The sequence below is a fragment of the Rhodococcus mengyinensis genome (assembly GCF_048381435.1).
In the GTDB taxonomy this organism is placed as follows: Bacteria; Actinomycetota; Actinomycetes; order Mycobacteriales; family Mycobacteriaceae; genus Rhodococcus_F; species Rhodococcus_F opacus_D.
Map to the genome: position 1 here is coordinate 92,198 of NZ_JBLWIT010000110.1, position 24,466 is coordinate 116,663.

The window sequence follows — 24,466 nt, forward strand, 5'->3', positions numbered from 1 at the left end:
CTCGGTAGCGCCGGTCAGGGGTTCGGCGCCGTCACCAGGCCCAGCTCGGACGGGGCGACGAGCAACCGGTGGTGCGGAAGGACCCGCACCGTGTATCCGACCGACCCGGACAGCGGCAGGGCCAGGTCGGCGACGAACAGCTCCCCCGACTCCTCCGATGCGAAGTGGGTCATCGGGACCGTGACGATGTCGGTGAGTTCCTCGTCCGGTCCGGCCTTTCCGATCACGGCCTGCACGGTGACGTCCGAGACGGACAGTTCGCCGAGGCGGATGCGGGCGCGCAGCACCAGGTTGGCGCCGATCTCGGGAGTGTCGGGTAGTCCGGCGCCGTCGACCTGCAGGACCGCCACCGCCGGCCAGGCGGCCTCGACGCGACGACGGAACGCGGCGAGTTCGCGGGCCCCGGCGTAGTTCTCTTCCGCCACCGTCCGGGCCGCTTCGGCGGCGGGCGCGTAGTACTGGACGGCGTAGTCGCGCACCATCCGCGACGCGAGCACCTTGGGTCCGAGATTCTGCAGTGTGTGACGAACCATCTCCACCCAGCGCACCGGCAGGCCGTCCGCACGGTCGTAGAACCTCGGCAGAACGGCGCGTTCGAGCAGTTCGTACAGTGCGCTGGCCTCGAGATCGTCACGCCGCGTCTCATCGACGACGCCGTCCGCGGTCGGGATGGCCCAGCCGTTCTCGCCGTCGAACATCTCGTCCCACCAGCCGTCGCGGATCGACAGGTTCAGTCCGCCGTTGAGGGCGGACTTCATCCCCGACGTGCCGCACGCCTCGAGCGGGCGCAGCGGGTTGTTGAGCCACACGTCGCAACCCCAGTAGAGGTACCGCGCCATCGACATGTCGTAGTCGGGCAGGAAGGTGATGCGGTGCCGGACGTCGGCGGCGTCGGCGAACCGCACGACCTGCTGGATGAGGGCCTTCCCGCCGTCATCCGCGGGGTGGCTCTTCCCGGCGACCACCAGCTGCACAGGCCGCTTCTCGTCGAGGAGCAGGGCCCGGAGCCGCTCGGGGTCGCGGAGCATCAGCGTCAGTCGCTTGTAGGTGGGCACTCGCCGGGCGAAGCCGACGGTGAGCACGTTCGGGTCGAACACCTCGTCCGTCCAGCCGAGTTCGGCGGACGTCGCACCGCGTTCGATCCAGGATGCGCGTACCCGGCGGCGCACCTCCTCGACCAGTTTCCCGCGCAACGCGTTGCGGGTCGACCACAGTTCCTCGGCGGACAGGTCCTGCAGCCGCTCCCAGCCGCGGGCCTCCTCCACCAGTTCGGGGCCCAGGATGCGGGTTGCGAGATCGATCCATTCGGGTGCGGCCCAGGTGGGCGCGTGGACACCGTTGGTCACCGACCCGATCGGTACCTCTTCGGCGTCGAATCCCTGCCACAGCGGCTGGAACATCTCGCGGCTGACGATGCCGTGCAGCTTGGACACGCCGTTGGCCCGTTGCCCGAGACGCAGGCCCATGTGGGCCATGTTGAACACCGACGGATCCGATTCGCGGCCGAGTCCGAGGATCCGGTCGATCGTCAGCCCCGGTAGCAGCGAGGATTCGTTCGCACCGTTGTCGCCGCCGAAGTAGTGCCGCACGAGGTCGGCCGGGAACCGGTCGATTCCCGCGGGCACCGGGGTGTGGGTGGTGAAGACCGTGCCGGCCCGGACCGTGGCGAGCGCTTCGTCGAAGTCGAGCCCGCCGGTGGTGACCAGTTCACGGATCCGCTCGATGCCGAGGAAACCCGCATGCCCCTCGTTCATGTGGAAGACGGCGGGGTCGGGCAGGCCGTAGGCGTGGGTGTAGGCGCGCACGGCCCGGACACCGCCGATGCCGGCGAGGATCTCCTGTTTGATGCGGTGGTCCTGGTCGCCGCCGTACAGACGGTCGGTGACGCCCCGCATCTCGGCGTCGTTCTCCGCGATGTCGGAGTCGAGCAGCAGCAGCGGGACGCGTCCCACCTGGGCGATCCACACGCGGGCGCGCAAAACCCGGCCCCCGGGGATCGCGACGTGGACGAGGACGGGCGCCCCACCCGACGACTGCGGCCCGGACTCGGTGAGCAGACGCAGCGGCAGGCCCTGCGGGTCGTGCGGCGGGTAGTGCTCGGCCTGCCAGCCGTCCGCGGTCAGCGACTGCCGGAAGTAACCCGAGCGGTACAACAGGCCGACACCGATCAGCGGCAGGCCCAGATCGGACGCCGCCTTCAGGTGGTCACCTGCGAGAATTCCGAGTCCACCGGAGTAGTTGGGCAGCACCTCGCTGACCCCGAACTCCATTGAGAAATACGCGATCCCACCGTCGAGCGACACTCCCTTGGCCTGCTGGTTCTGATACCAGCGGGGCCGGGACAGGTAGTCGTCGAGGTCGGCGGCCGCGGCGTCGAGCCGGGCCAGGAACGCGACGTCCTCGGCCAGTTCGTCGAGGCGGGCGGGATCGACCTCACCGAGCATGCGGACCGGGTCGAACTGCACCTGCCGCCAGAGTTCCGCGTCCAGCAATCCGAACAGTTCCTGCGTCGCCGGATGCCACGACCAGCGAAGATTGGTGGACAGCGGACCGAGGGCAGCGAGCCGCTCCGGAAGGTGGGCTCGGACAGTGAACCGACGCAAGGCTTTCACCTCGCGAACGATAACGCACTACGGGCGTCGTTGCTCCGTGTCGGGGCGGGTAGACGTCAGAACTCCAATACGGACAGGAACCGGTCGACTCCATTACGGTTGAACGGGCGGCCCAGCCCACGAGCCGCCGGCAACTTCCGGCTATGGAACGGAGCCCAGCGTGACAGGTCGACTCGGTATCGACGACGTGGAACCGAACATCGGGTGCGGTCGGTATCCCGCCAAGGCCGTTGTGGGTGAGGTGTTTCCCGTCCGGGCAACCGTGTGGCGTGAAGGTCACGACGCCGTGGCCGCCACGCTCGCGGTGCGGGGACCGCGCAGTGCCGCGTCGGGTGGCTCGGCGACCTTCCGCATTCCGATGACCGGCGGTCCGGTGCCCGACACCGTCGACGGTTCCTTCACCCCGACCGGCGAGGGCGTCTGGACGTTCCGGATCGAGGCCTGGAGCGATCCGGTCACCACGTGGAAGCACGCGGTCGAGGCCAAGCTGGCGGTGGGACAGGGGCCGGCCGAACTGGCCAACGACCTCGAGATCGGTGCGCGGTTGTTCGAGCGTGCCGCGAAGGGCGTCCCCCGCGCGGACCGCTCGCGGCTGGCCGGGGTCGCGGCGTCGCTGCGTTCCGACCGTCACCTCTCCGAACGTGTGGCCCCGGCGTTCGGGTCGGACGTCACCGAACTGCTGCGCGCACATCCCCTGCGGGATCTCGTCACGAAGAGCGAACCGCACACCGTGCTCGTCGATCGCACGCGTGCCCTGTTCGGGTCGTGGTACGAGTTCTTCCCGCGGTCCACCGGCGGCTGGGACGAGAACGGCAAGCCCCGGCACGGCACGTTCGCCACGTCCGTGGCCGCACTTCCGCGCATCGCGTCGATGGGATTCGACGTGGTGTACCTCCCACCGATCCATCCGGTAGGCAAGATCAACCGGAAGGGCCCCAACAACACGCTGACCCCCGGCCCCGACGACGTCGGTTCGCCGTGGGCGATCGGCTCGGACGAGGGCGGCCACGACGCGATCCATCCGCAGCTCGGGACCATGCGCGATTTCAAGGCGTTCATCGCTGCCGCCCGGAAGCTGCACATGGAGGTGGCGATCGACCTGGCCCTGCAGGCCGCGCCGGACCATCCGTGGGCGAAGAAGCACCCCGAATGGTTCACAGTGCTCCCCGACGGCACCATCGCCTACGCCGAGAACCCGCCGAAGAAATACCAGGACATCTACCCGGTCAACTTCGACGACGACCGCGACGGCATCTACGCGGAGGTCCTGCGGGTCGTCCGGCACTGGGTTGCGGCGGGCGTCAAGATCTTCCGGGTCGACAACCCGCACACCAAGCCGCCGGACTTCTGGGAGTGGCTGATCGCCGAGGTCAAGAAGTCGGATCCGGACGTCCTGTTCCTGTCCGAGGCGTTCACCCGTCCCGCACGGTTGTACGGTCTCGCCCGCCGCGGCTTCACCCAGTCCTACACGTATTTCACGTGGCGGACGGCCAAGTGGGAGCTGACGGAGTTCGGCAAGGAGATCGCCGCCAAGGCCGACGAGGCGCGCCCGAACCTCTTCGTCAACACCCCGGACATCCTGCACGAGAGCCTGCAGACCGGCGGCCCGGGAATGTTCGCCCTGCGCGCCGCCCTGGCGGCCACACTGTCCCCCTCGTGGGGGGTGTACTCGGGATACGAACTGTACGAACACGTTCCGGTGCGACCGGGCAGTGAGGAGTACCTCGACTCGGAGAAGTATCAGCTGCGTCCCCGCGACTTCGAGGGCGCCGCCGCGCGCGGCGAGTCCCTCGAACCGTGGATCACGGCGCTCAACCGGATCCGCAGGCAGCATCCGGCGCTGCAGCAGTTGCGCAACATCCATTTCCACCACGTCGACAACGACGCCCTGATCGCCTATTCCAAGTTCGACGCCACCACCGGGGATGCGGTGCTGACGGTGATCAACCTCAACCCGTACGGCGCCGAGCAGGGCAACGTGTGGCTGGACATGCCCGCGCTGGGCCGCGACTGGCACGACCACCTGACCGTGCTCGACGAGGTCACCGGGGAGCAGTATCACTGGGGGCAGACCAACTTCGTGCGCCTGGAACCCTGGCGTTCGGTGGCCCATATCCTGGCATTACCGTCGATCCCCTATCCGGCCAGAACGAAGCTGGCCTACCGCGGAGGTACATAGTGACCGTCGAACCGCCTGTCGCCATCGCACCGGACGCCGCCGACCTCGACCTGCTGTCCCGGGGCGAGCACCACAACCCGCACTCGATCCTGGGCGCACACCCGCACCCCGACGGCACGGTGATCCGCGCACTGCGCCCCCACGCCGAGGCCGTCGACGCCGTCGTCGGGGGGACGAGCTTCTCGCTGGAGCACCTCGCGCACGGTGTGTGGGGGGCACTCGTCCCGTACCGGGATCTGATGGACTACCGGCTGTCCACGACGTGGCCGGGTGGCCACAACGACGTCTCCGCCGACGGGTACCGATTCCTGCCCACGCTGGGGGAACTCGACCTGCACCTGTTCGGTGAGGGCAGGCACGAGCGGCTGTGGGAGATCCTCGGCGCGCACCGCCGCCGCTACGACACCCCCGACGGCACCGTCACCGGCACCTCGTTCGCCGTGTGGGCTCCCAATGCCCGCGGAGTGAGTGTGATCGGCGATTTCGACGGGTGGAGTGGGCGGAACTACCCGATGCGGGTACTCGGCTCCACCGGGGTGTGGGAGTTGTTCGTTCCCGGTATCGAGGTCGGCGACCTGTACAAGTTCCGGGTCCACGGGCCTGACGGCAGTGTGCGCGACAAGGCCGACCCCATGGCCTTCGCGACCGAGGTCCCGCCCGCCACCGCGTCCCGGGTGTCGGTGAGCACGTACGAATGGAACGACGCCGAATGGCTGGCGCAGCGCGCGGCCACCGAGCCGGCGCAGTCCCCGATGAGCGTGTACGAGGTCCACCTCGCTTCGTGGCGGCCCGGGCTGAACTACCGCGAGATGGCCGAACAACTCGCTACCCACCTCATCGAGACGGGATTCACCCACGTCGAACTGCTGCCGGTCGCCGAGCACCCGTTCGGCGGTTCGTGGGGGTACCAGGTCACGTCGTACTACGCGCCCACCTCACGATTCGGCTCCCCCGACGACTTCCGGTGGTTCGTCGACCATCTGCACGCCGCCGGCATCGGGGTCATCGTCGACTGGGTTCCCGCGCACTTCCCCAAGGACGAGTGGGCGCTGGCACGTTTCGACGGCACACCGCTCTACGAGCACAGCGACCCCCAGCGCGGCGAGCAACTCGACTGGGGAACATATGTGTTCGATTTCGGGCGCCGCGAGGTGCGCAACTTCCTCGTCGCGAACGCGCTGTACTGGCTCGACGAGTTCCACGTGGACGGTCTGCGCGTCGACGCGGTCGCGTCGATGCTGTACCTCGACTATTCGCGGCCGGAGGGCGGTTGGACGCCGAACATCCACGGCGGCAGGGAGAACCTCGAGGCCGTCGCCTTCCTGCAGGAGACCAACGCCACGGTCCACAAGCAGCACCGCGGGGTCGTCACCATCGCCGAGGAGTCGACGGCGTGGCCGGGTGTCACCCGCGCGACCAACGTCGGTGGTCTCGGTTTCAACATGAAATGGAACATGGGGTGGATGCACGACACCCTCGGTTTCATGGCGCACGATCCCGTCCACCGCAGCTATCACCATCACGAGATCACGTTCTCCCTGATGTACGCGTGGAGCGAGAACTATCTGCTGCCCATCAGTCACGACGAGGTGGTGCACGGCAAGGGCACGCTGTGGACGCGGATGCCCGGCGACGACTACGCGAAGGCCGCCGGTGTTCGTGCCCTGCTGGCGTACATGTGGTCGCACCCCGGCAAGCAACTGCTGTTCATGGGTCAGGAATTCGGACAGACCGCGGAATGGTCCGAGGAGCGCGGACTCGACTGGTACCAGCTGGACGACCCGTACACCGGTGGCTTCCACCGCGGTCTGCTCCGGCTCGTCCACGACCTCAACGCCACCTACCGCGAACACCCGGCGTTGTGGACTCTCGACACCTCGCCGGGCGGGTTCTCCTGGATCGACGCCAACGACACCGCGAACAACGTCCTGAGCTTCCTGCGCTACGGCACCGACGGGTCGATCCTGGCCTGCCTGTTCAATTTCTCGGGTTCCCCGCACGCGAATTATCGTGTGGGCTTGCCAGAACGGGGCGAATGGCGTGAAATTCTCAACACCGACGCCGAGATCTACGCGGGATCGGGTTGGGGAAATCTCGGTGCGGTGACGGCAACTTCGCAGCCGTGGCACGGCCGTCCCGCCTCTGCCGAGGTGGCACTGCCCGCGAACGGCGCGATCTGGATGAGTCTGGAGCGTTGATGAAGGCACGGCCTTGCTGACCCGACGTCGGCAGTGGGCTGCGAGCATGGGCGTTCTGGCCGTGACTGCGGTCGTCCTGTCCGGGTGCACGCGTTCGGTGGACGGTGAGGCCGCGTCCATTTACGACGATCCGTTCAAGGTGGCGGGACTCGATGCCACGTCGGGTCCGAGCGGTGCCCGCAAGGGCGTGCCCGACGCCGACCTCCCCGTCACCGGCACCGACGGCGGTGACATCGACACGATGGCCGCCAACGCGGTCAGCGACATCGAGGACTACTGGCGCACCGAGTTCCCCGCGCTGTTCCAGCGCAACTTCGAGCCGGTCGAGGAACTGATCTCCTGGGATCCGCGCGACTCCGACGGCCCGCGCTTCTGCGGGGACCGCACCGAGGAACTCCTCAACGCCGGCTACTGCAGCACCGACCACACGATCGGCTGGGACCGGGCGCTGCTGCTGCCCGAGGTGGTGGAGAAGTTCGGTGTCGTCGCGGCCGTCTTCGTTCTGGCGCACGAGTACGGGCACGCCGTGCAGACGAAGGCGGGAATCGCCGACGAGAACGTGGGCGGTGGCATCGTGCGGGAACAGCAGGCCGACTGCTTCGCGGGGGCGTTCATGCGGTACATCGCGGAGGACAAGGCGACCCACTTCACGCTGAACACGTCGGACGGGCTGAACAAGGTACTGGCGTCCGCGGTCGCCATCGGGGACACCGACCCGAACGATCCCGACAACGTGCACGGCTCGGCGTTCGAACGTGTCACCGCCACCCAGATCGGTTTCACGGACGGTCCGGCGCCGTGCACGCGCATCGACGAGAAGGAGATCGACTCGCGTCGCGCAGATCTGCCTCAGCGGTTCGACGACGAGAGCGACGACGGCGAACTCCCCGTCACCGAGGAGTCGCTCGAGGCGTTCTTCACGTCCTTCCAGCAGATCTTCGATCTCAGCGATCCCCCCACGCTGCAACTCGACGGCGCCGACCTCGACTGCCCCGACGCCGACGCGACCGAACCGGTGTCGTACTGCCCGGCCACCAACACGATCGGGGTCAGTGTCGACGCCCTCGCCGAACGCGGCACACCGGGCCGCCCGGGCAGGCGGGAACTGTTCCAGACCAAACTCACCGGCGACTACAACGCGTACGTCCTGCTCGCGTCGCGGTACACCCTGGCGTTGCAGCGGGACCGGGGCAACGATCTGCACTCACCCCAGACCGCGCTGCGAGCCGCCTGCCTGTCCGGTGTCGTCACCAGCGCGTTGAGCCCGGACAGTCCCGCTTCCCTGGAGGCGGGCAGCGTGTGGTTGTCCCCGGGCGACCTCGACGAGGCCGTGTCGGGGCTGCTCACCGACGGACTCGCGGCCAGTGACGTCAACGGGGAGACCGTGCCGAGCGGATTCTCCCGGGTGGACGCGTTCCGCACCGGAGTGCTCGGCGGTGAGCAGGCCTGCGAGGGCCGGTACCGCTGACCGTCCCACCACGTGACGTCCCCCGACCGCTGCGTCAGATTTCCCGGTAGCCGAGCGCCGCGGAGATCCGCCCGGCGGCCCGGCACACGACCGGAACGAGTCCGCGCATGCGCTCGTCGGGCATGTACGGGCTCGTGGCCGACACGCTGATCGCACCGACGATCGCGCACGACGCGTCCCGCACCGGCGCCGCCACGCAGCGGATTCCGGGTTCGTTGTCCTCGAGGTCCATCGCCGCGCCCCTCCGCGCGTAGTCCTGCATGCGCGCGAGGAAGTCCGCCGATCCGCGGGAGCCCGGCGGCCGCTGTCCCTGCGCGGCGTCGCTCTCGTACAGCGCATCCCAGCGCTCGGCCGAATCCAGCAGCAGAGCCTTTCCGACCCCGGCGCGGGATTGTTCTCCCGTTGGGATTTCAAAACCGTCCTCGCGTCCGGGGCCGTGGACATCATCCAGCCCGATCCGTCACACTGCGGCGGAATCACCGAGGCCCGGAAGACCGCGCACATGGCCGAGACGTACGACGTGGCACTCGCGCTGCACTGCCCCCTCGGGCCGATCGCCCTGGCCACGTGCCTGCAGATCGACGCGGGCTGCTACAACGCGACGATCCAGGAACAGAGCCTCGGCATCCACTACAACACGTCGAACGATCTCCTCGACTATCTCGTCGACCCGTCCGTGTTCACCTACGCGGACGGTCAGGTCCGGATCCCCACCGGTCCGGGATTGGGCATCGAGGTGAACGAGGAGTACGTCATCGAGCGGGCCGCCGAAGGACATCGCTGGCGAAACCCGGTTTGGCGCCACAGCGACGGATCCTTCGCGGAGTGGTGAGGGCAATGGTGCAGACCCAGAAGATCGGCAAGTCCACTACGGTGGCCGCGCAGGCGTCGAAGGCGCGCGTTCTCATCGCGGTGATGCTGTTCGTGACCGTCGTCATCAACTACATGGACCGGGCGAACCTGTCGATCGCGATGCCCGCGATCGCGGACGAAATGGACCTCACCAAGGCGCAGCAGGGACTTCTCCTGTCGGCGTTCGGCTGGACCTATGCGGCGCTGCAGATTCCCGGTGGACGGCTCGTCGACAGGATTCCCCCGAGACTGCTCTACCCCGGCTGCCTCATCCTGTGGTCGGTCGCGACCGCGTTCATGGGGGTCATCGGTGGCTTCGTGGCGCTCATCGCGTTGCGCCTGCTGGTCGGTGTGTTCGAGGCGCCCGCGTATCCGATCAACAACCGGGTCGCGACGGCCTGGTACCCCAAGCGGGAACGTGCGACGGTGATCGGCTTCTACACGTCCGGGCAGTTCATCGGACTGGCCCTGCTCACGCCGTTCCTGTCCTGGCTGCAGTCCGTGCTGTCGTGGCACTGGGTCTTCATCGTGACCGGAACGATCGGGGCGGTCTGGGGTGCCGTGTGGTACGCGTCCTACCGCGAGCCACGCGATTCGCGGGCGAACGACGCCGAGATCGACCTGATCCGCGACGGCGGCGGACTCGTCGACCTCCTGGACGAGCAGCAGCCCGAACGTCCGGCCGTGACCCGGAACGATGTCGCCACCGTCCTCGGCCGGCGCAAGCTGTGGGGAATCTACCTGGGGCAGTTCTGCCTCACGTCGACGCTGTGGTTCTTCCTCACCTGGTTCCCCACGTACCTCGTCGAGTACCGGGACATGGATTACATCAAGTCCGGATTCCTCGCCTCGCTGCCGTTCGTCGCGGCACTCGTGGGTGTGCTGTTCTCCGGAGTCATCTCCGACTTCCTGCTACGCAAGGGGGTGTCTCTCGGAGTTGCGATGATCGGCGCCAACTTCACCGACTCGACGGCGATGGTGATCGTGTTCCTGTCCATCGCGTTCTTCGGCAACGGGCTCGCGTCGATCACGTGGTCGCTGGTCTCGGCGCTCGCGCCGGAACGCCTGCTCGGGCTCACCGGTGGAATGTTCAACTTCATCGGCAACCTGTCGTCGATCGCGACACCCATCGTGATCGGGTTGCTCGTCACCGACGACAGCTTCGCGCCGGGATTCGTCTACATGACCGTGGTGACCGCGGTCGGGATCGCGTCGTACGTCTTCCTGGTCGGACGGGTGGAGCGCGTTCGAAGCTGACCATCAGACGAGAAAACCGGGGTGAGTGCCGTCGGCACTCACCCCGGTTTTCTCGTCAGTACAGTGCGGCGGCGAGTTTCCGGCGCGCGGTCATGACGACCGGTTCGGCCGGGTCGAACAGTTCGAACAGTTCCAGCAGACGTGTCCGTACCCGCGTCTTGTCGTCGCCGGCGCTGCGGGCGACGACCCCGATGAGCCGGGCGAACGCCGCGTCCGGGGCCTGGGAATAGACCTCGACGTCCGCAGCCTGCAGCTGGGCGTCGATGTTGTTCGGGGCGGCGTCCGCCGCGGCGACGGCGCCGGGATCGACGGACTGCACGCGGGCGAGGAAACGCACCTGGCGGATCGCGCCTTGCGCCTCGGCGTTGGCCGGTTCCTCGTCGAGGATCTTCTGGAACTCGGCTTCGGCTGCCGACAGGTCGCCTTCGTCGAGCGCGGCCTCGGCGGCGACGAAGCGCGGGTCTTCCGGCTCGGGCTCGTCGGCGTTCCCGTCCGCGGCCGGCGGTCCGGACAGCTTTCCGGCGGTTGCCTGCTGGACGGCGGCGAGCCACTGGCGCAGTTGCGGTTCGGGCTGAGCGCCCTGGAAGTCGGCGAGCGGCTGTCCGCCGGCGATGGCGACGACGGTCGGGACGGACTGGACGCCGAAGGCCTGCGCGATGCGCGGGTTGGCATCGACGTCGACCTTGGCGAGCACCCAGGTGCCGCCGGCCTCGTGTGCCAGCTTTTCGAGTAGGGGTGAGAGTTGTTTGCACGGCTCGCACCAGGTGGCCCACAGGTCGACGACCACCGGGACCTGCTGGGACCGGACGAGCACCTCCGCCTCGAACGTCGCCTCGGTGACGTCGATGACGGGGGCGAGTCCGGTACTCCCGGGTGCGGCCGGAGCGGCGCCGTCCCCGGAGGGTGCGGGCGCCGGCGGGGGCGGAGCGGCCGCACGCTCCTTGAGGGCGGAGAGATCGACTGCTCCGCTCATGGCTGCGGCCACTGCTGAGGAACGCGCTGACGGACGAGAACCTGGTCGAGTCACGTCCACCAGTTTGTCACGATTTGAGCGCGCACCGGAATGCGGGCCGTGCCTACCGCGGAGTGGATCAGACGAACGACGGTTCACTCTTCACTGCGCTCGACCGGGACAGTTCGCCCATCCGGCCGGTGCGGGCCGCCCAGACCTCGAATACGACGGTGCCGAACGGCGGGACGCTGGCGACGAGCGCCCAGAAGGTGGTGACCAGATTCCAGCTCAGCTTGCGGGCGGTCCACAGCGAGATGAGCAGGTACAGGACGAAGACGCCGCCGTGGATGGGGCCGAAGATCTTCACGCCGATCTCGTTGCCGTCGGCGGGCAGGTACTTGAAGGCCATGCCGATGAGGAGGCCGAGCCAGGTGAAGGCCTCCAGAATTGCGACAAATCGGAAGCGCTTGGCCGTGGTGCTGAGATCGAAGACGTTCGCCATGCCGACCATTGTGCCCGACCATCTACGACAGTCCGTAGTGGTGTGAGATACACCACTACGGACTGTCGTCGTGTCACGCCTTGGGGACGCGCACGATCAGGGCGTCACCCTGGCCGCCACCACCGCACAGCGCCGCAGCGCCCACACCCCCGCCGCGACGACGCAGCTCCAACGCCAGATGCAATGCGATCCGCGCCCCCGACATCCCCAGCGGGTGCCCCATCGCGATCGCCCCGCCGTTGACGTTCACGATCTCCGGATCCAACCCCAGCTCCCGCGTCGATGCGATCCCCACCGCAGCGAAGGCCTCGTTGATCTCCACCAGATCCAGCTCCTTGGGGTCGATCCCCTCCTTGGCGCACGCCTTCGCGATGGCCCGCGCCGGCTGCGACTGCAACGTCGAATCCGGACCCGCCACCACCCCGTGCGCGCCGATCTCGGCGATCCACGACACCCCGAGTTCCTGCGCCTTCGCCTTGCTCATCACCACGACAGCGGCCGCACCGTCGGAGATCTGCGACGCCGACCCTGCGGTGACCGTGCCGTCCTTGCTGAACGCCGGCCGCAGCCTGGCCAGGGATTCCACCGTCGTATCGCCGCGCACGCCCTCGTCGGAGCCGACCAGCACCGGATCACCCTTGCGCTGCGGCACCGGCACCGGCACCACCTCGTCGTCGAACACCCCGTCCTTCCAGGCCCGGGCCGCCTTCTGATGCGACGCTGCCGCGAACGCGTCCTGCTCCTCGCGGCTGATCCGCTGCCCGTCCTCCGCGTTCTTCGCCTCGGTCAGACTCCCCATCGCCTGATCGGTGAAGATGTCGTACAACCCGTCGAAGGCCATGTGGTCGCGCATCGTGACGTCGCCGTACTTGAAACCCTCCCGCGACTTCTCCAGCAGGTGCGGGGCGCGCGACATCGACTCCTGACCCCCGGCGACGACGACGTCGAACTCGCCGGCCCGGATCAGCTGATCCGCCAGTGCGATCGCGTCGATCCCCGACAGACACACCTTGTTGATGGTCAGGGCCGGCACATCCATCCCGATCCCCGCGGCCACCGCAGCCTGCCGCGCCGGGATCTGACCCGCCCCCGCCGTCAGCACCTGACCCATGATCACGTACTCGACCTGCTCGGGAGCGACGCCCGCCTTCTCCAACGCACCACGAATCGCCACGCCGCCCAGATCCGAACCCGACACATCCTTCAACGAACCCAGCAACCGGCCCATCGGGGTCCGGGCTCCGGCGACGATCACAGAACTGGTCACGATTTCCTCCGCGTGAGACGAATAGACAGGTGCGGGGCGACGGAAGTCACATCCCGACGAGAACTACCGAAACGGTAGCGCTAACGTCGGGAGCATGACACAGTCCTCCCCCACCCAGACCACGTCACCGCTGTCCTCGGACCTGGTGACCGCCATCGACCACGTCGGCATCGCGGTTCCCGACCTCGACGCCGCCATCGCGTGGTACTCCGAACACCTCGGCATGGTGTCGACGCACGAAGAGGTGAACGAGGAGCAGGGCGTACGCGAAGCGATGCTGAGCGTGGTCGGCTCCCCCGAGGGCAGCACCGCGCTGCAGCTTCTCGCACCGTTGAACGAGAACTCGACCATCGCCAAGTTCATCGATCGCAGCGGCCCCGGTCTCCAGCAGCTCGCGTACCGCGTCACGGACATCGACGCCATCTCCGCCCAGTTGCGCGAGCGCGGTGTACGGCTGCTGTACGACGCACCGCGCCGCGGCACCGCCGATTCGCGCATCAATTTCGTCCACCCGAAGGATGCGGGCGGAGTTCTCGTGGAGCTCGTCGAGCCGTCGGCGACCCACTAGAGCTGTGGCCGGCCGCCGGGTACCAGGCGCAGAGACAAGTTCTACTTTGCCCAGGTAGATTGGCGGCCATGGTAAACGAGCAGGACCGTGGTTCGATCCCCCTTCCCTTTTCCACCGTGCGCAAGGGATTCGACCGGGACGAGGTACGCAACTACTTCGAGCGATTCGACGCCGAGCTCCGCGTCACTGCCGCCGACCGCGACGCCGCGGCGGCGCAGGCGCGGGATCTCGCAAAGCAGCTCGACGATGCGCGGGACGAGATCGACGATCTGCGCAAGGATGTCGACCGCCTGTCCGTTCCGCCGACCACCGCGGAGGGAATGAGCGACCGCATCTCGCGCATGCTCAGGCTCGCGTCGGACGAGGCGTCCGAGGTGCGCGCGAAGGCCGAGGCCGACGCCGCCGAGATGATCTCCGTCGCCGAGCAGGAGGGCGCGCAGCTCCGCGGCCAGTACGAGTCGCTGGTCGCGGAACTCGAAGACCGCCGGAGCGCTCTCGAGATTCAGCACGAGCAGACGATGGCGAAGGCCCGCACGGAGGCGGCGAAGATCGTCGAGGCCGCTCAGTCCGAGCGCGACCGCCTGGCTGCCGAGGCCGAACTGCGTCGGTCGCAGGTGCAGGAAGACTTCGACCTCGCGATGTCCGAGCGCCGCCAGAAGACGATCACGGCGGTCAACGAGCTCGAGTCCACCAGCAAGGCCGAGGCGCAGCGTCGTCTCGCGGACGCCACACACGAGGCGGAGCGCAGGCTGCAGGCGGCCACCGACCAGTCGGAGCGCAAGATCGCCCACGCCAAGGAACTGGCGGAAGAACTTCGCGTACTCCGCGGCCGGATCCTGGCGCAGCTCTTGGGGATTCGGGGACAGCTCGATTCCGTTCCCGCAATGTTGGCGTCGGTCAACCGGGAGAGCGAACTATTGGACGCGCAGCCCGACACCGCGGCATCGAGCTCGGAGAAGCGCTCCACCGAGAACACGAACAGCAAGTCGGCAACGGCCGGTGGCGCGGACCGGAAGTCCGCGCAGAACGAGTCCGGGAAGAACTCCGCGGACGAGACGGACAACTCCGACGAGGACACTGCAGTGCTGTCCGCCGTCGAGAAGAACCCGGCGAACCGGACGGCGGATCAGCGGACCGTGAAGACGGGAAGCTAGGACCACCTGCGTGTGAGGCCCCGGGTGCTGCGTCCCGACCAGCACCCGGTGTGCCAGTGCCGCCGGTCCTCGGCTCCGCCGTATTCGGCCGGCCAGGTGACCAGGTGGGCGACGCCCGGCCGGATGTCGTGATCGCAGCCGGGGCACCGGTACGACTTGGTGGCCCGGGCCCCGGGGATCGTGCGCACGATAAAGCTCTCGTCGGCGAAGCCCGCGGGCCCGGATTCCTGACGCATCATTGCACTACCGAACAGCGAGCCCTCGGACGTGTCCGGGGGCGCGTTGCGGCGTGTGTTCTTCCGCTGCGGTTTACGACGGGGCACGGGTTCAGCCCAGGCCTCAGAAGAGCCGGAACTCGGTGCTCTCGGTGCCGCGCAGCGCTTCGTAGTCGAGCACCAGGCACCGGATTCCGCGGTCGGTGGCAAGGGTTTTGGCCTGCGGCTTGATCTGCTGGGCGGCGAAGACACCGCTCACCGGCGCCAGCAGCGGATCCCGGTTGAGCAGTTCGAGGTACCGGGTGAGTTGCTCGACACCGTCGATGTCTCCGCGGCGCTTGATCTCCACGGCGACGGAAGCCCCGTCGGCGTTCCGGCACAGCAGGTCGACGGGACCGATGGCCGTCATGTACTCGCGCCGGACGAGCGTGTAACCGCTGCCGAGCGTTTCGACGTGTTCGGCGAGCAGCTCCTGCAGGTGCGCCTCGACACCGTCCTTGACGAGCCCCGGATCGACACCGAGTTCGTGACGGGAGTCGTGCTCGATCTCCTCGATGGTGATCCGCAGTTCCTCACCGGCCTTGTTGGTCACCACCCACAGCGCTTCGGCGTCTTCCACGGTGTCTTCGACGAGCCAGCAGGGCGGGCTCATCCAGTTCAGCGGCTTGTAGGCGCGGTCGTCGGCGTGGATGCTCACGGAACCGTCGGCCTTGATCAACAACAGGCGACGAGCGGTGGGCAGATGTGCCGTCAAACGGCCTACGTAGTCGACTCGGCATCTGGCAATCACTAGGCGCACCCGCCCACCCTAAGGGATCGCGCCGACTAGTCTCGAATGACTATGCGCAGCCCCCGTCGATCCGTCGCCCCGCTGGGGTCGTGGTTGCTCGGGTCACCGGACGAGAGTCCCCGCAGGCGGCGGATCCGTGTCCAGCTGCTGCTGACCGCCCCGCTGGTGTTCACCAACCTGGTCGGCGCGGTGATCACCTGCCTGCTCGTCAGTGTCGTGGTCCCCGGCCCGAGTGTGTGGTCGAGCGAGTTCGTGATCGCCAACTTCGTCGCGGTGCCCGTGTTCGTGCTGTGCGCGGTCCTGGTCGGCGTGACGTGGGGCACCAAGCGACTGGTGTCGGATCTCCGGTGGGCGACGGAGGACGACGTGCCCACCGACCACGACCGGTCGGCGGCGTTTCGCGCACCGTGGCGTCTGACGCGTGTCCAGGCGGCGTTGTGGGGCATTGGGCTGGTGTTCTTCACGACGCTGTACGGCATCATCGATCCCCAGACCATTCCGAAGGTCGCGTTCACGATTGCGTTGGCCGGGATCACGGTCTCCGCGTTCTGCTACCTGCTGACGGAGTTCGCCCTCCGCCCCATCGCCGCCCGGGCACTGGGATCGGACGGACCGCGACCCCGCCGAACCCTCGGCATCACCGGCCGCACCGCACTGGCGTGGATCCTCGGGACCGGTGTTCCCGTGCTCGGTCTGATGCTCATCGCGATCTTCAGCTTCATCCGGCCGGCGAGTCCGACCAGCCTCGCGGTGTCGATCCTCGCGCTGGGGGGTGTGATCCTGCTCTTCGGCCTGCTGCTGGTCGTGATCAGTGTCCGTGCCACCGAGGCACCCATCCGCTCGGTGTCGCTGGGCATGGCGAAGGTGGCGGAGGGCGATCTCGACGCCGAGGTCGTCGTGTACGACGGCACCGAACTCGGCGCGCTGCAGACCGGGTTCAACCGGATGGCCGAGGGACTCCGCGAACGCGAGCGGATCCGCGACCTGTTCGGTCGCCACGTCGGGCAGGAGGTGGCGTCCCAGGCCTTACGCCACAACCCCGAACTCGGCGGGGAGGAACGTGACGTCGCGGTCCTGTTCGTCGACATCATCGGGTCCACCACGATCGCGGCCACCCGGTCGCCCGCGGAGGTCGTGGACCTGCTCAACCGCTTCTTCAACGTGGTCGTCGACGAGGTCGATCGGCGAGACGGGTTCGTCAACAAGTTCGAAGGTGACGCAGCGCTGGCCATCTTCGGGGCACCCGTGGCGCTCGACGACCATGCAGGCGCCGCGCTGTCCGCCGCTCGGGCCCTCCGCGAACGGCTCACCGCCGAGGTACCGGAGTGCGATGCGGGAATCGGGGTGGCGGCTGGTCGCGCCGTGGCCGGAAACATCGGCGCCCACGAACGTTTCGAGTACACGGTGATCGGCGATCCGGTCAACGAGGCGGCGCGGTTGTCCGAGCTCGCCAAGAACGTGTCCGGACACGTCGTCGCGTCCGAGCGGGCGATCGACGCGGCATCCGACGACGAGCGCAGGCGGTGGCGACTCACCGACACCGTCACCCTGCGCGGCCGTGTCGAACCGACCACGCTGGCCGTTCCCGCCGAACTACTCCCCGCCGGTTCCGCCGTCGACGATGAGGGCGCCGACTCCGTCGAGTAGCCGGGCCAGCCCGAATTCGAAGGCGTGGGCGGGCGCGTACGCGGCGTCGTGGTGTTCCCCTGCGGAGGCCCCGACCCGGGCGGCCAGCGGGAACCGGTCGGGGTCGAAGACCTTTTCGAAGTGCGGGGCGACGCGCTGCCACCATTCACTGTCCGCCTCCCCCTGGGCGGCGAGCGCGGCCGCATCCACCGCGGCGCGCGCCGCGCCCGCGACGAAACTGTCGAGGAGCGTGACGACGGAGTCCATGTCGAGGTCCGACAGTCCCAGCCCCTCGACCGCACGTAGTTCCCGCTCGTACTTGGCCATCCCGCCGGGCCCGAGAACCGGCCGGCTCAGCGCGACGACGCCGAGCATCCACGGGTGGGCGCACAGCAGTTGGAAGTAGTCGTGAGCGGCGGCCGCGAGACGCTCGCGCCACCCCGCATCGGTGTCGTCGGCCGGCTCGAGTGTGGACAGCGCGCGATCGAGCATCACCTCCACCAGTTCCGTCTTTCCGGGAACGTGCGTGTACAGCGACATCGCGCCGGCGCCGAGTTCGGCTGCCAGCCGGCGCATCGAGACGGCGTCCAGCCCTTCCGCATCCGCGACGGAGATGGCGGCCTCGACGATCCGGTCGAGCGTCAGGCTCGGCTTCCCGTTGCGGGGGCGCGAGATCGGCGTACTGCCGCCACCCCACAGCAGCTCCATGGTGCGGGCGGGGTCGCCCTCCGGTGTCGCGCTTCTACCCATGCCGAGATCTTCCCACGGCGCCCGGGAACAATTCCGTCCGCCGCCTCGTTGACGTACGGCGTACTGTAAACCAGGCGAAAGGCGCAGTAGTGACAGCAGGGCCCATCCTCGCCGCCTGTGCGGCCACCTTCGTGCCGTCCGATCCTCCGCGCGACTCCCGCCTGGCGTTCTGGCGTGATTCCCCGGACGGGCCGCTGCCACCGAGTATCGATTCCCACACCCGGATGGCAATCGGAAGCACCGTGGAACGCGTTCCGACGCAGAGCGTCTCGCTCGCCGACGCGCTGCCGATGCTCCTGGCACTGCGACCCGGCGAGACAACGCATCGATCGGTCGCGTTCTGGGCCGCCTGCACCCGGACCGCTCTCGGATACGTCGAGGCGGGCAAGGTCCTTCCCGCGGTCACGCCGGGTGGCCGCGACAGCTGGCGGCTGGGCGTTCTCGACGACGAGGACGAGTCGCATCTGCGGTTGCTGGCCACCGCGCTCCCGCCGGAAGCGCGCGCGATTCCGCTCGGGGATCCCCCCGCCGCCGGAGTCCGCCTGCCCGCTGCCGCGGACGTGCTGCGCGACTTCCTCACCGCTGCCGTCGATACGATCCCGCGACTCGTGTCGCCGGCCGAGGACGGGCCCTACCTGGGGTGGAACGCCGAGGCCTCCCCCGAACTCCGGGCCTGGGCGGACGCGCTGGCACCCGATGCGATCGCGTTGTCGTTGCGGATCGACCCCGTCGATCCCGGCAAGGGCGACCTCTCGGACAGCGAGTTCGACGCCACGGTCCAGGTGCACGGTGTCGCGCGCCCCGGGGTGGTGTGCGACGCCGTCGACCTGTGGCGGCATCCGACGCTCGCCGAGTCCGCGTTCGCCTCCGACCCCCGGATCGCCGTCCTCGACGCCCTCCGCCGCGCCGCCCAGGATTGGGCTCCGCTCGAAGACCTGCTGCGAGCCGAGGCGCCGCACCGCATCCGACTCGAGGACGACGACCTGGCCTCCCTCGCCGGGGACGCCGGCCGGCGGCTGCGCGAACGAGGAGTCGAGATCCATTGGCCGCGCGAACTGGTCGCGCGCACCTCGACCCGCATGATCCTCGGCGAACCCGGGTCCCGCGAGGGCGCAGCCGCTTTCGGCGGCGACCGCGCCTTCGACTTCGACTGGCGCATCGCGGTGGGGGACGACGTTCTGACCCGTGAAGAAATGGAAGAGTTGGTGTCGGCGGAGCGCGCGGTCGTGAAACTCCGCAACCGATACGTCGTCGCGGACTCGACATTGATACGAAAGACCCTCCAGCGGCGGACCGGAACGATGACGTCGATCGAGGCCCTGCGGGCGTCGCTGACCGGCCGGGCCCGGCGCGGAGAGGAGGACGTCCGCGTCGACTCCCACGGCGCGGCCGCGGCGGTGGCGCGTGAGCTGTCCGACCAGGATCCGGAGGCCGTGCCGGCCCCGGCAGCCCTGCGCGCGCAGTTGCGGGACTACCAGCTGACCGGGTTCCGCTGGCTGGCCGGGCTCACGTCACGAGGCCTGGGCGCCTGTCTCGCCGACGACATGGGCCTGGGAAAGACGTTGACTCTCATCGCACTTCACCTGCACCGTCAGCAGACGCCGGAAACGGCTGGACCCACCTTGGTGGTCTGTCCCGCGTCACTGCTGGGGAACTGGCGACGGGAGATCGAACGCTTCGCACCGGGAACCGGTGTCCTCGTCCACCACGGTCCGAAGCGGCGTCCGCCCGGTGAGACGGTCACACCCGGCGGCGACATCGTCGTCCTCACCACGTACGCGACGATGCGGCTCGATGGCGACGTACTCGCCCGGACTGTGTGGGGTCTGGTCGTCGCGGACGAGGCGCAGCACCTGAAGAACCGCGCGGCATCCGTCACCCGGGCCCTGCGGACGATTCCGGGCCTGGCCCGCGTCGCCCTCACCGGGACACCGGTGGAGAACAGACTCAGCGACCTCTGGTCGATCCTCGACGGCGTCACACCGGGCCTCCTCGGTCCGTACGCGCAGTTCCGCCGCCGCTACGACGGCTCGGCCGCTGAGGACGGAATCGACCGCGCGGCGGAGTTGGCGGCGTTGATCTCGCCGTTCGTCCTCCGGCGCAAGAAGTCCGATCCGGGGATCGCCCCCGAGCTTCCGCCGAAGACGGAGATCGATCTGGATGTCACGCTCACCCCGGAACAGGCCGGAATGTACGAGGCCCTCGTCCGCGAGGCGATGGAGCAGATCGAGACGAGCGACGGCATCGGGCGGCGCGGCAGCATCGTGTCGCTGCTGACCGGCCTCAAGCAGATCTGCAATCACCCCGCCCAGTACCTCGGCGAGGAGCACGCCGCGCTCACCGGCCGCTCCCACAAGATCGGTCTGCTCGACGAACTGGTGGACACCAACCTGTCGGAGGGCGGGCGTTCGCTGGTGTTCACCCACTTCACCGCGATGGGACGGCTGCTGCGGCGGCACCTGACGACGCGCGGGGTGGGCTGCGAATTCCTGCACGGTGGCACTTCCGTCGCCGCCCGGGAGGAGCTGGTCCAACGCTTCCAGAACGGCGACATCCCCGTCCTGATCCTGTCCCTCAAGGCCGCCGGTACCGGGTTGAACCTCACCCGGGCCGATCATGTCGTCCACTTCGATCGCTGGTGGAACCCGGCGGTCGAGGACCAGGCCACTGACCGCGCCTACCGCATCGGGCAGACCCACCCGGTCGTCGTCCACCGGCTCGTCACCGCGGGAACCATCGAGGAACGCATCGCCGGCATGCTCGCCTCCAAGCGGCAGCTCGCCAACTCTGTCCTGTCACACGGCGCCGACGCCTTCACCGAACTGACCGACCGCGAACTCACCCGGCTGGTGGCTCTGAGCCCCGACTACGACTTCGGAGGTGACCTGTGACCGACGCCGTCACGCTTCCCCGATTCCCGGCGCAGAAGGGCCGACGCACCCGCGGCAAGACCTGGTGGGCGCAGCGGTGGGTCGACGACGTCGAGCACGCCGCGCTCGACTCGGACACGCTGAAACGCGGACGCGCCTACGCCCGTGGCGGAGTGGTCGGTCCGCTCACGTTCGCGGCCGGGCTCGTCTCCGCGGACGTGCACACGGACGAGGAAAGCCTGCACGTGCGGATCCGGGTGGACCAGCTGGACGAGCGCCAGTGGGGCGAGGTGCTCGCCACCCTCGCGTCGCGGAGCGGTCACGTCGCCCAGTTGTCGAATGGGACGCTCCCTCGGGAACTCGACGACGACCTCGCTGCCGTCGACGTGTCACTCGTACCGTCGATGTTCGATGCCGACGCGACGTGCACCTGCGAGGAGTGGGACGTGCCGTGCCGTCACGCTGCCGCGGTGCTGTATCAGGCCGGGTGGGTGCTCGACGAGGACCCGCTGCTCTTCTTTCTCTTGCGCGGACGGCAGGGACAGGAAGTTCTCCAACTCAGGCACGGCGCGCACGAGGAGACGACCCGTTCCTCGTTCGAGGCTTCGCACTCCCCGGTGTCGGCGTCGGACGCCTACTCCGCAGTTCCCGGACCGCTTCCGGTGCCGCCGCGTTCCGGCGGAACCCCGGTGCGCCCACGCTGGCTCGACGACGCTCCCCCGGAGATTCAGGCGGACGCCGTCTGGTCGGCGATCGTCACTGCGATTTCGCGATACGGAGACCGTGTCTGAGGTCCTCCGACGGTCCGGGCACCAGGCTCGGTGCGACCACCCGGGCCCCGGTCGCCGGGTACGGCGTGCAGATCTGGGCGTCGTGCACGAAACACCAGCGCCAGTTGTCCCCCGCGTGAAGCGATTGGACGATCGGATGACCGCTGCGTTCGGCGTGGTGTCGCGCGTGCCGCATCGGTGATCCGTCACTGCATCCGACATAGCCGCACGTCAGGCACAACATCAGGTGCTCCCAGCGGGTACCGAGTGCGAGACAGCCCTCGCACCCGTCCGACGTGTGCGCGACGACATCGCGAATCATGTTCAGATCGGGATCGTGCCAATTATTGGATTGGGTCATTGTGCCACCCCTCAGTAACCAAGATTGGCGGCTGATCCGTCTCGCCACATGGTCACCGCGGAACGAAAGAATCCCCCGAAATCCGGCCTCAGCGGACAGCGTCCCGGTTTCGACGGCGCAAAACGGGGTAGTTCCAAGCCATGGATCTGGAAGCAGCCCCAGACCCGAGGGTGGATCACACGCCGCGGGCGACGAACCTGTCCGCGGTCGTGGCCGTCACCGCGCACATGCACGACTGCGGGAACCGCGACGAGATTCTCGCCCTGCTGGTCGAAGCTCTCCCTGAACTCGGTCCCTTCACGGTGGAATCCGAGTCGGTTCTGACGGACGAATCCGACGACGTCTGGCGTCACCGCGTGCTGCTCGACGATTCGTGGTCGAGGCCGGTGTCGCTCACCCTCCGGGCCGACTACCCGCCGACCCCGGTGCAGGCCACCCTCCTCGAGCTGCTCATTCAGCACACCGGGTCGGCCCTGCGCGCCGCATCGCTTCGCTCCCGGGCAGCCACACACGAACGTCAATTACGTGAGGCCACGGACGAGATCACCGCGCTCGGAGCGCGGGCCCTGCGGCTCGAGGAGCAAGCGAAGATCCACGACACGTTCGGGCGCCTCGCAGCGACCGGCGCCGACGAGACCGCCATCGCCGAGACACTCCACCTGATGACCGGACTCGCCGTCGGAGTCGAGGACGCCTTCGGCAATCTCCGCGTCTGGGCCGGCCCGGACAAGGCCCCGCGGTACCGCAAGATCGGCGGCGGGAACCGAGTCGACGTCCTGCGCCGTGCCGCGATGGAAGGGCACCCGCTCCGGCACGACAATCGGATCGTGCAGATAGTCCGGCCCGGCCAGACACTTCTCGGCGTCCTCTACCTGGCGGACCCGGAACATCGGGCAACCGATCTCGACACGGTGGCCCTCGAACACGCCGCGACGATGCTCGCCGTCGACATGTCGCACCGCAGATCACTGGCCGAGACGGAGGCGCGGCTCAGCCGCGACCTGGGCGCCGACCTGCTCGGCGGCACCGACGACGACAGCGCTTACTCGCGCGCCGACGCACTCGGCTACGACCTGCACACCCCGCAACGCGTCCTGGCAGTGCACTGGGGGCCGGACACACCCGTCGAGTCCGTCACGGAAGCCTTACGGCGCCACCTGACGTCCTCCGACTCGTCGGCCCTCCTCGTCCACGGTAACGAACACCGAACCGGGATCCTCGCCGCCGTGATGGACGCAAAAACAGATGTGAACCTCATCTTCACGGCGTTGGAGAAGTCGCTCGGGCCCGCGGTCGGAGTGATCGGTGTCGGATCCGAATGCACGTCCCCCAGCGGCCTACCCGACTCGTACACCCACGCGATACGGGCGCTCGAGATCAGAAAGCAGTCGCTGTCGCCCCGCGGCGTCGCGCTGTTCGACGAACTCGGCGTCTACCGCATCCTCGACTCGCACAGCAGCACCGGAGACGTGGAGGCATTCGTGCAGGAATGGCTCGGCCCGTTGCTCGACTACGACCGGGAACACCGCAGCACGATGACGGCCACGCTGGCCCAATACCTCGAATGCGGTGGCAAGTACGACGAAACCGCACAGGCACTCAGGATCCACCGCAGCACCCTGCGATACCGGATGTCCCGCATTCACGAATTGACCGGGCGTGACCTCCGCAGCGTCGACACCCGCCTGAATCTGCATCTGGCGTCCCGCGCACTGCAGGTCCTGGCCGGCGGTGCGCCGGGGTGAAAAGACATGTGCGGCACGGGTGTTCGTGCCTTGGAATGCCGAAAGCCCCCCAACAAGGTTGGGGGGCTTTCGGTAACGGATGTTCGGCGGTGTCCTACTCTCCCACACCCTGTCGGGTGCAGTACCATCGGCGCTGGAGGGCTTAGCTTCCGGGTTCGGAATGGGACCGGGCGTTTCCCCTCCGCTATGGCCGCCGTAACTCTATGAAACTGTCACACGGAACATCAGCGAAGAAACACAACAAACAGTGTTGTTGGTGGTGTTCTTCTTTCTTCTGTTCTGAAACGTGTGTGTTGTTTCAGATACTGCACAGTGGACGCGTAGCTTCTT

Annotated in this window: 18 protein-coding genes, 1 rRNA gene and 2 pseudogenes; 11 read left to right on the top strand and 10 right to left on the bottom strand. The window is 68.2% G+C overall.

What is annotated here, in order from left to right; translation table 11 throughout:
• Nucleotides 1-14 precede the first annotated feature (14 nt).
• Nucleotides 15-2,612, bottom strand: a complete 2,598-nt coding sequence (gene glgP / locus ACNJ7E_RS24035; RefSeq protein WP_280784728.1) for an alpha-glucan family phosphorylase — start codon at nt 2,610-2,612, stop codon at nt 15-17.
• Nucleotides 2,613-2,772: 160 nt separating this feature from the next.
• On the opposite strand from glgP, the gene ACNJ7E_RS24040 reads away from it, so the two are divergent.
• The 3 genes from ACNJ7E_RS24040 to ACNJ7E_RS24050 are packed head-to-tail and all read left to right on the top strand — an operon-like array spanning nt 2,773 to nt 8,457.
• The gene (locus ACNJ7E_RS24040; protein WP_280784729.1) at nt 2,773-4,791 is read left to right on the top strand and encodes an alpha-1,4-glucan--maltose-1-phosphate maltosyltransferase; all 2,019 of its coding nucleotides are present in this window, start codon (nt 2,773-2,775) and stop codon (nt 4,789-4,791) included.
• Nucleotides 4,791-6,989 (top strand): 1,4-alpha-glucan branching protein GlgB, encoded by a 2,199-nt coding sequence (gene glgB / locus ACNJ7E_RS24045; RefSeq protein WP_280784730.1) that lies wholly within the window; start codon nt 4,791-4,793, stop codon nt 6,987-6,989. The genes ACNJ7E_RS24040 and glgB overlap by 1 nt, the downstream gene beginning before the upstream one ends.
• A gap of 46 nt (nt 6,990-7,035) precedes the next feature.
• Nucleotides 7,036-8,457, top strand: coding sequence for a neutral zinc metallopeptidase (locus ACNJ7E_RS24050; protein WP_418341126.1), 1,422 nt, complete (start codon nt 7,036-7,038; stop codon nt 8,455-8,457).
• A gap of 34 nt (nt 8,458-8,491) precedes the next feature.
• On the opposite strand, the pseudogene ACNJ7E_RS24055 reads toward ACNJ7E_RS24050, so the two are convergent.
• Nucleotides 8,492-8,848, bottom strand: a pseudogene (locus ACNJ7E_RS24055) (IclR family transcriptional regulator domain-containing protein); the annotation flags it as partial.
• Between ACNJ7E_RS24055 and ACNJ7E_RS24060 the strand changes: the two are divergent.
• Nucleotides 8,840-9,289 (top strand): annotated as a pseudogene (locus tag ACNJ7E_RS24060) (enolase C-terminal domain-like protein); the annotation flags it as partial. The pseudogenes ACNJ7E_RS24055 and ACNJ7E_RS24060 overlap by 9 nt on opposite strands.
• A 5-nt stretch (nt 9,290-9,294) precedes the next feature.
• Complete coding sequence (locus tag ACNJ7E_RS24065; RefSeq protein WP_418341127.1) at nt 9,295-10,566, top strand: MFS transporter; 1,272 nt, start codon at nt 9,295-9,297, stop codon at nt 10,564-10,566.
• Nucleotides 10,567-10,621: 55 nt separating this feature from the next.
• On the opposite strand, the gene ACNJ7E_RS24070 is transcribed toward ACNJ7E_RS24065, so the two are convergent.
• From ACNJ7E_RS24070 to ACNJ7E_RS24080, 3 genes are all read right to left on the bottom strand, one after another.
• Nucleotides 10,622-11,539 carry a tetratricopeptide repeat protein gene (locus ACNJ7E_RS24070; RefSeq protein ID WP_280784737.1) on the bottom strand — a complete coding sequence of 306 codons (918 nt, stop codon included), beginning with the start codon at nt 11,537-11,539 and terminating at the stop codon, nt 10,622-10,624.
• A gap of 118 nt (nt 11,540-11,657) precedes the next feature.
• Nucleotides 11,658-12,029 (bottom strand): DUF3817 domain-containing protein, encoded by a 372-nt coding sequence (locus ACNJ7E_RS24075; RefSeq protein ID WP_280784738.1) that lies wholly within the window; start codon nt 12,027-12,029, stop codon nt 11,658-11,660.
• Between the two features lie 64 nt (nt 12,030-12,093).
• A complete protein-coding gene (locus ACNJ7E_RS24080) occupies nt 12,094-13,287 on the bottom strand; it encodes an acetyl-CoA C-acetyltransferase (protein WP_283333528.1) in 1,194 nt (397 codons plus the stop codon).
• Nucleotides 13,288-13,381: 94 nt separating this feature from the next.
• Between ACNJ7E_RS24080 and mce the strand changes: the two genes are divergently transcribed.
• Together mce and ACNJ7E_RS24090 are read left to right on the top strand one after the other, a co-directional pair.
• Entirely contained in the window at nt 13,382-13,855 is a 474-nt protein-coding gene (gene mce, locus ACNJ7E_RS24085; protein WP_005248354.1) for a methylmalonyl-CoA epimerase, read from the top strand.
• A 68-nt stretch (nt 13,856-13,923) separates the two neighbouring features.
• A complete protein-coding gene (locus ACNJ7E_RS24090; protein WP_317567538.1) occupies nt 13,924-15,009 on the top strand; it encodes a coiled-coil domain-containing protein in 1,086 nt (361 codons plus the stop codon).
• Here the strand turns inward: ACNJ7E_RS24090 and ACNJ7E_RS24095 are convergent.
• On the bottom strand, nt 15,006-15,332 hold the full coding sequence (locus ACNJ7E_RS24095) for an ATP/GTP-binding protein (RefSeq protein ID WP_418341128.1): 327 nt from the start codon (nt 15,330-15,332) through the stop codon (nt 15,006-15,008). The genes ACNJ7E_RS24090 and ACNJ7E_RS24095 overlap by 4 nt on opposite strands.
• 16 nt (nt 15,333-15,348) lie before the next feature.
• The gene (nucS, locus tag ACNJ7E_RS24100; protein WP_105417176.1) at nt 15,349-16,023 is read right to left on the bottom strand and encodes an endonuclease NucS; all 675 of its coding nucleotides are present in this window, start codon (nt 16,021-16,023) and stop codon (nt 15,349-15,351) included.
• Between the two features lie 36 nt (nt 16,024-16,059).
• On the opposite strand from nucS, the gene ACNJ7E_RS24105 reads away from it, so the two are divergent.
• Nucleotides 16,060-17,661: an adenylate/guanylate cyclase domain-containing protein gene (locus ACNJ7E_RS24105; RefSeq protein WP_418341129.1), complete on the top strand. Its 1,602-nt coding sequence runs from the start codon at nt 16,060-16,062 to the stop codon at nt 17,659-17,661.
• On the opposite strand, the gene ACNJ7E_RS24110 is transcribed toward ACNJ7E_RS24105, so the two are convergent.
• Nucleotides 17,608-18,390, bottom strand: coding sequence for a TetR/AcrR family transcriptional regulator (locus tag ACNJ7E_RS24110; protein ID WP_418341130.1), 783 nt, complete (start codon nt 18,388-18,390; stop codon nt 17,608-17,610). The genes ACNJ7E_RS24105 and ACNJ7E_RS24110 overlap by 54 nt on opposite strands.
• Before the next feature lie 89 nt (nt 18,391-18,479).
• Between ACNJ7E_RS24110 and ACNJ7E_RS24115 the strand changes: the two genes are divergently transcribed.
• The gene (locus ACNJ7E_RS24115; RefSeq protein WP_418341131.1) at nt 18,480-21,281 is read left to right on the top strand and encodes a DEAD/DEAH box helicase; all 2,802 of its coding nucleotides are present in this window, start codon (nt 18,480-18,482) and stop codon (nt 21,279-21,281) included.
• Nucleotides 21,278-22,051 carry an SWIM zinc finger family protein gene (locus ACNJ7E_RS24120; protein WP_418341132.1) on the top strand — a complete coding sequence of 258 codons (774 nt, stop codon included), beginning with the start codon at nt 21,278-21,280 and terminating at the stop codon, nt 22,049-22,051. Before ACNJ7E_RS24115 ends, ACNJ7E_RS24120 begins: the two co-directional genes overlap by 4 nt.
• Here ACNJ7E_RS24120 and ACNJ7E_RS24125 read toward each other — a convergent pair.
• Nucleotides 22,017-22,391, bottom strand: a complete 375-nt coding sequence (locus ACNJ7E_RS24125; protein ID WP_105417186.1) for a UBP-type zinc finger domain-containing protein — start codon at nt 22,389-22,391, stop codon at nt 22,017-22,019. The genes ACNJ7E_RS24120 and ACNJ7E_RS24125 overlap by 35 nt on opposite strands.
• Nucleotides 22,392-22,531: 140 nt before the next feature.
• Between ACNJ7E_RS24125 and ACNJ7E_RS24130 the strand changes: the two genes are divergently transcribed.
• Nucleotides 22,532-24,136 carry a PucR family transcriptional regulator gene (locus ACNJ7E_RS24130; protein ID WP_418341133.1) on the top strand — a complete coding sequence of 535 codons (1,605 nt, stop codon included), beginning with the start codon at nt 22,532-22,534 and terminating at the stop codon, nt 24,134-24,136.
• A gap of 81 nt (nt 24,137-24,217) precedes the next feature.
• On the opposite strand, the gene rrf is transcribed toward ACNJ7E_RS24130, so the two are convergent.
• Nucleotides 24,218-24,334, bottom strand: a 5S ribosomal RNA gene (rrf, locus tag ACNJ7E_RS24135).
• Nucleotides 24,335-24,466 lie beyond the last annotated feature (132 nt).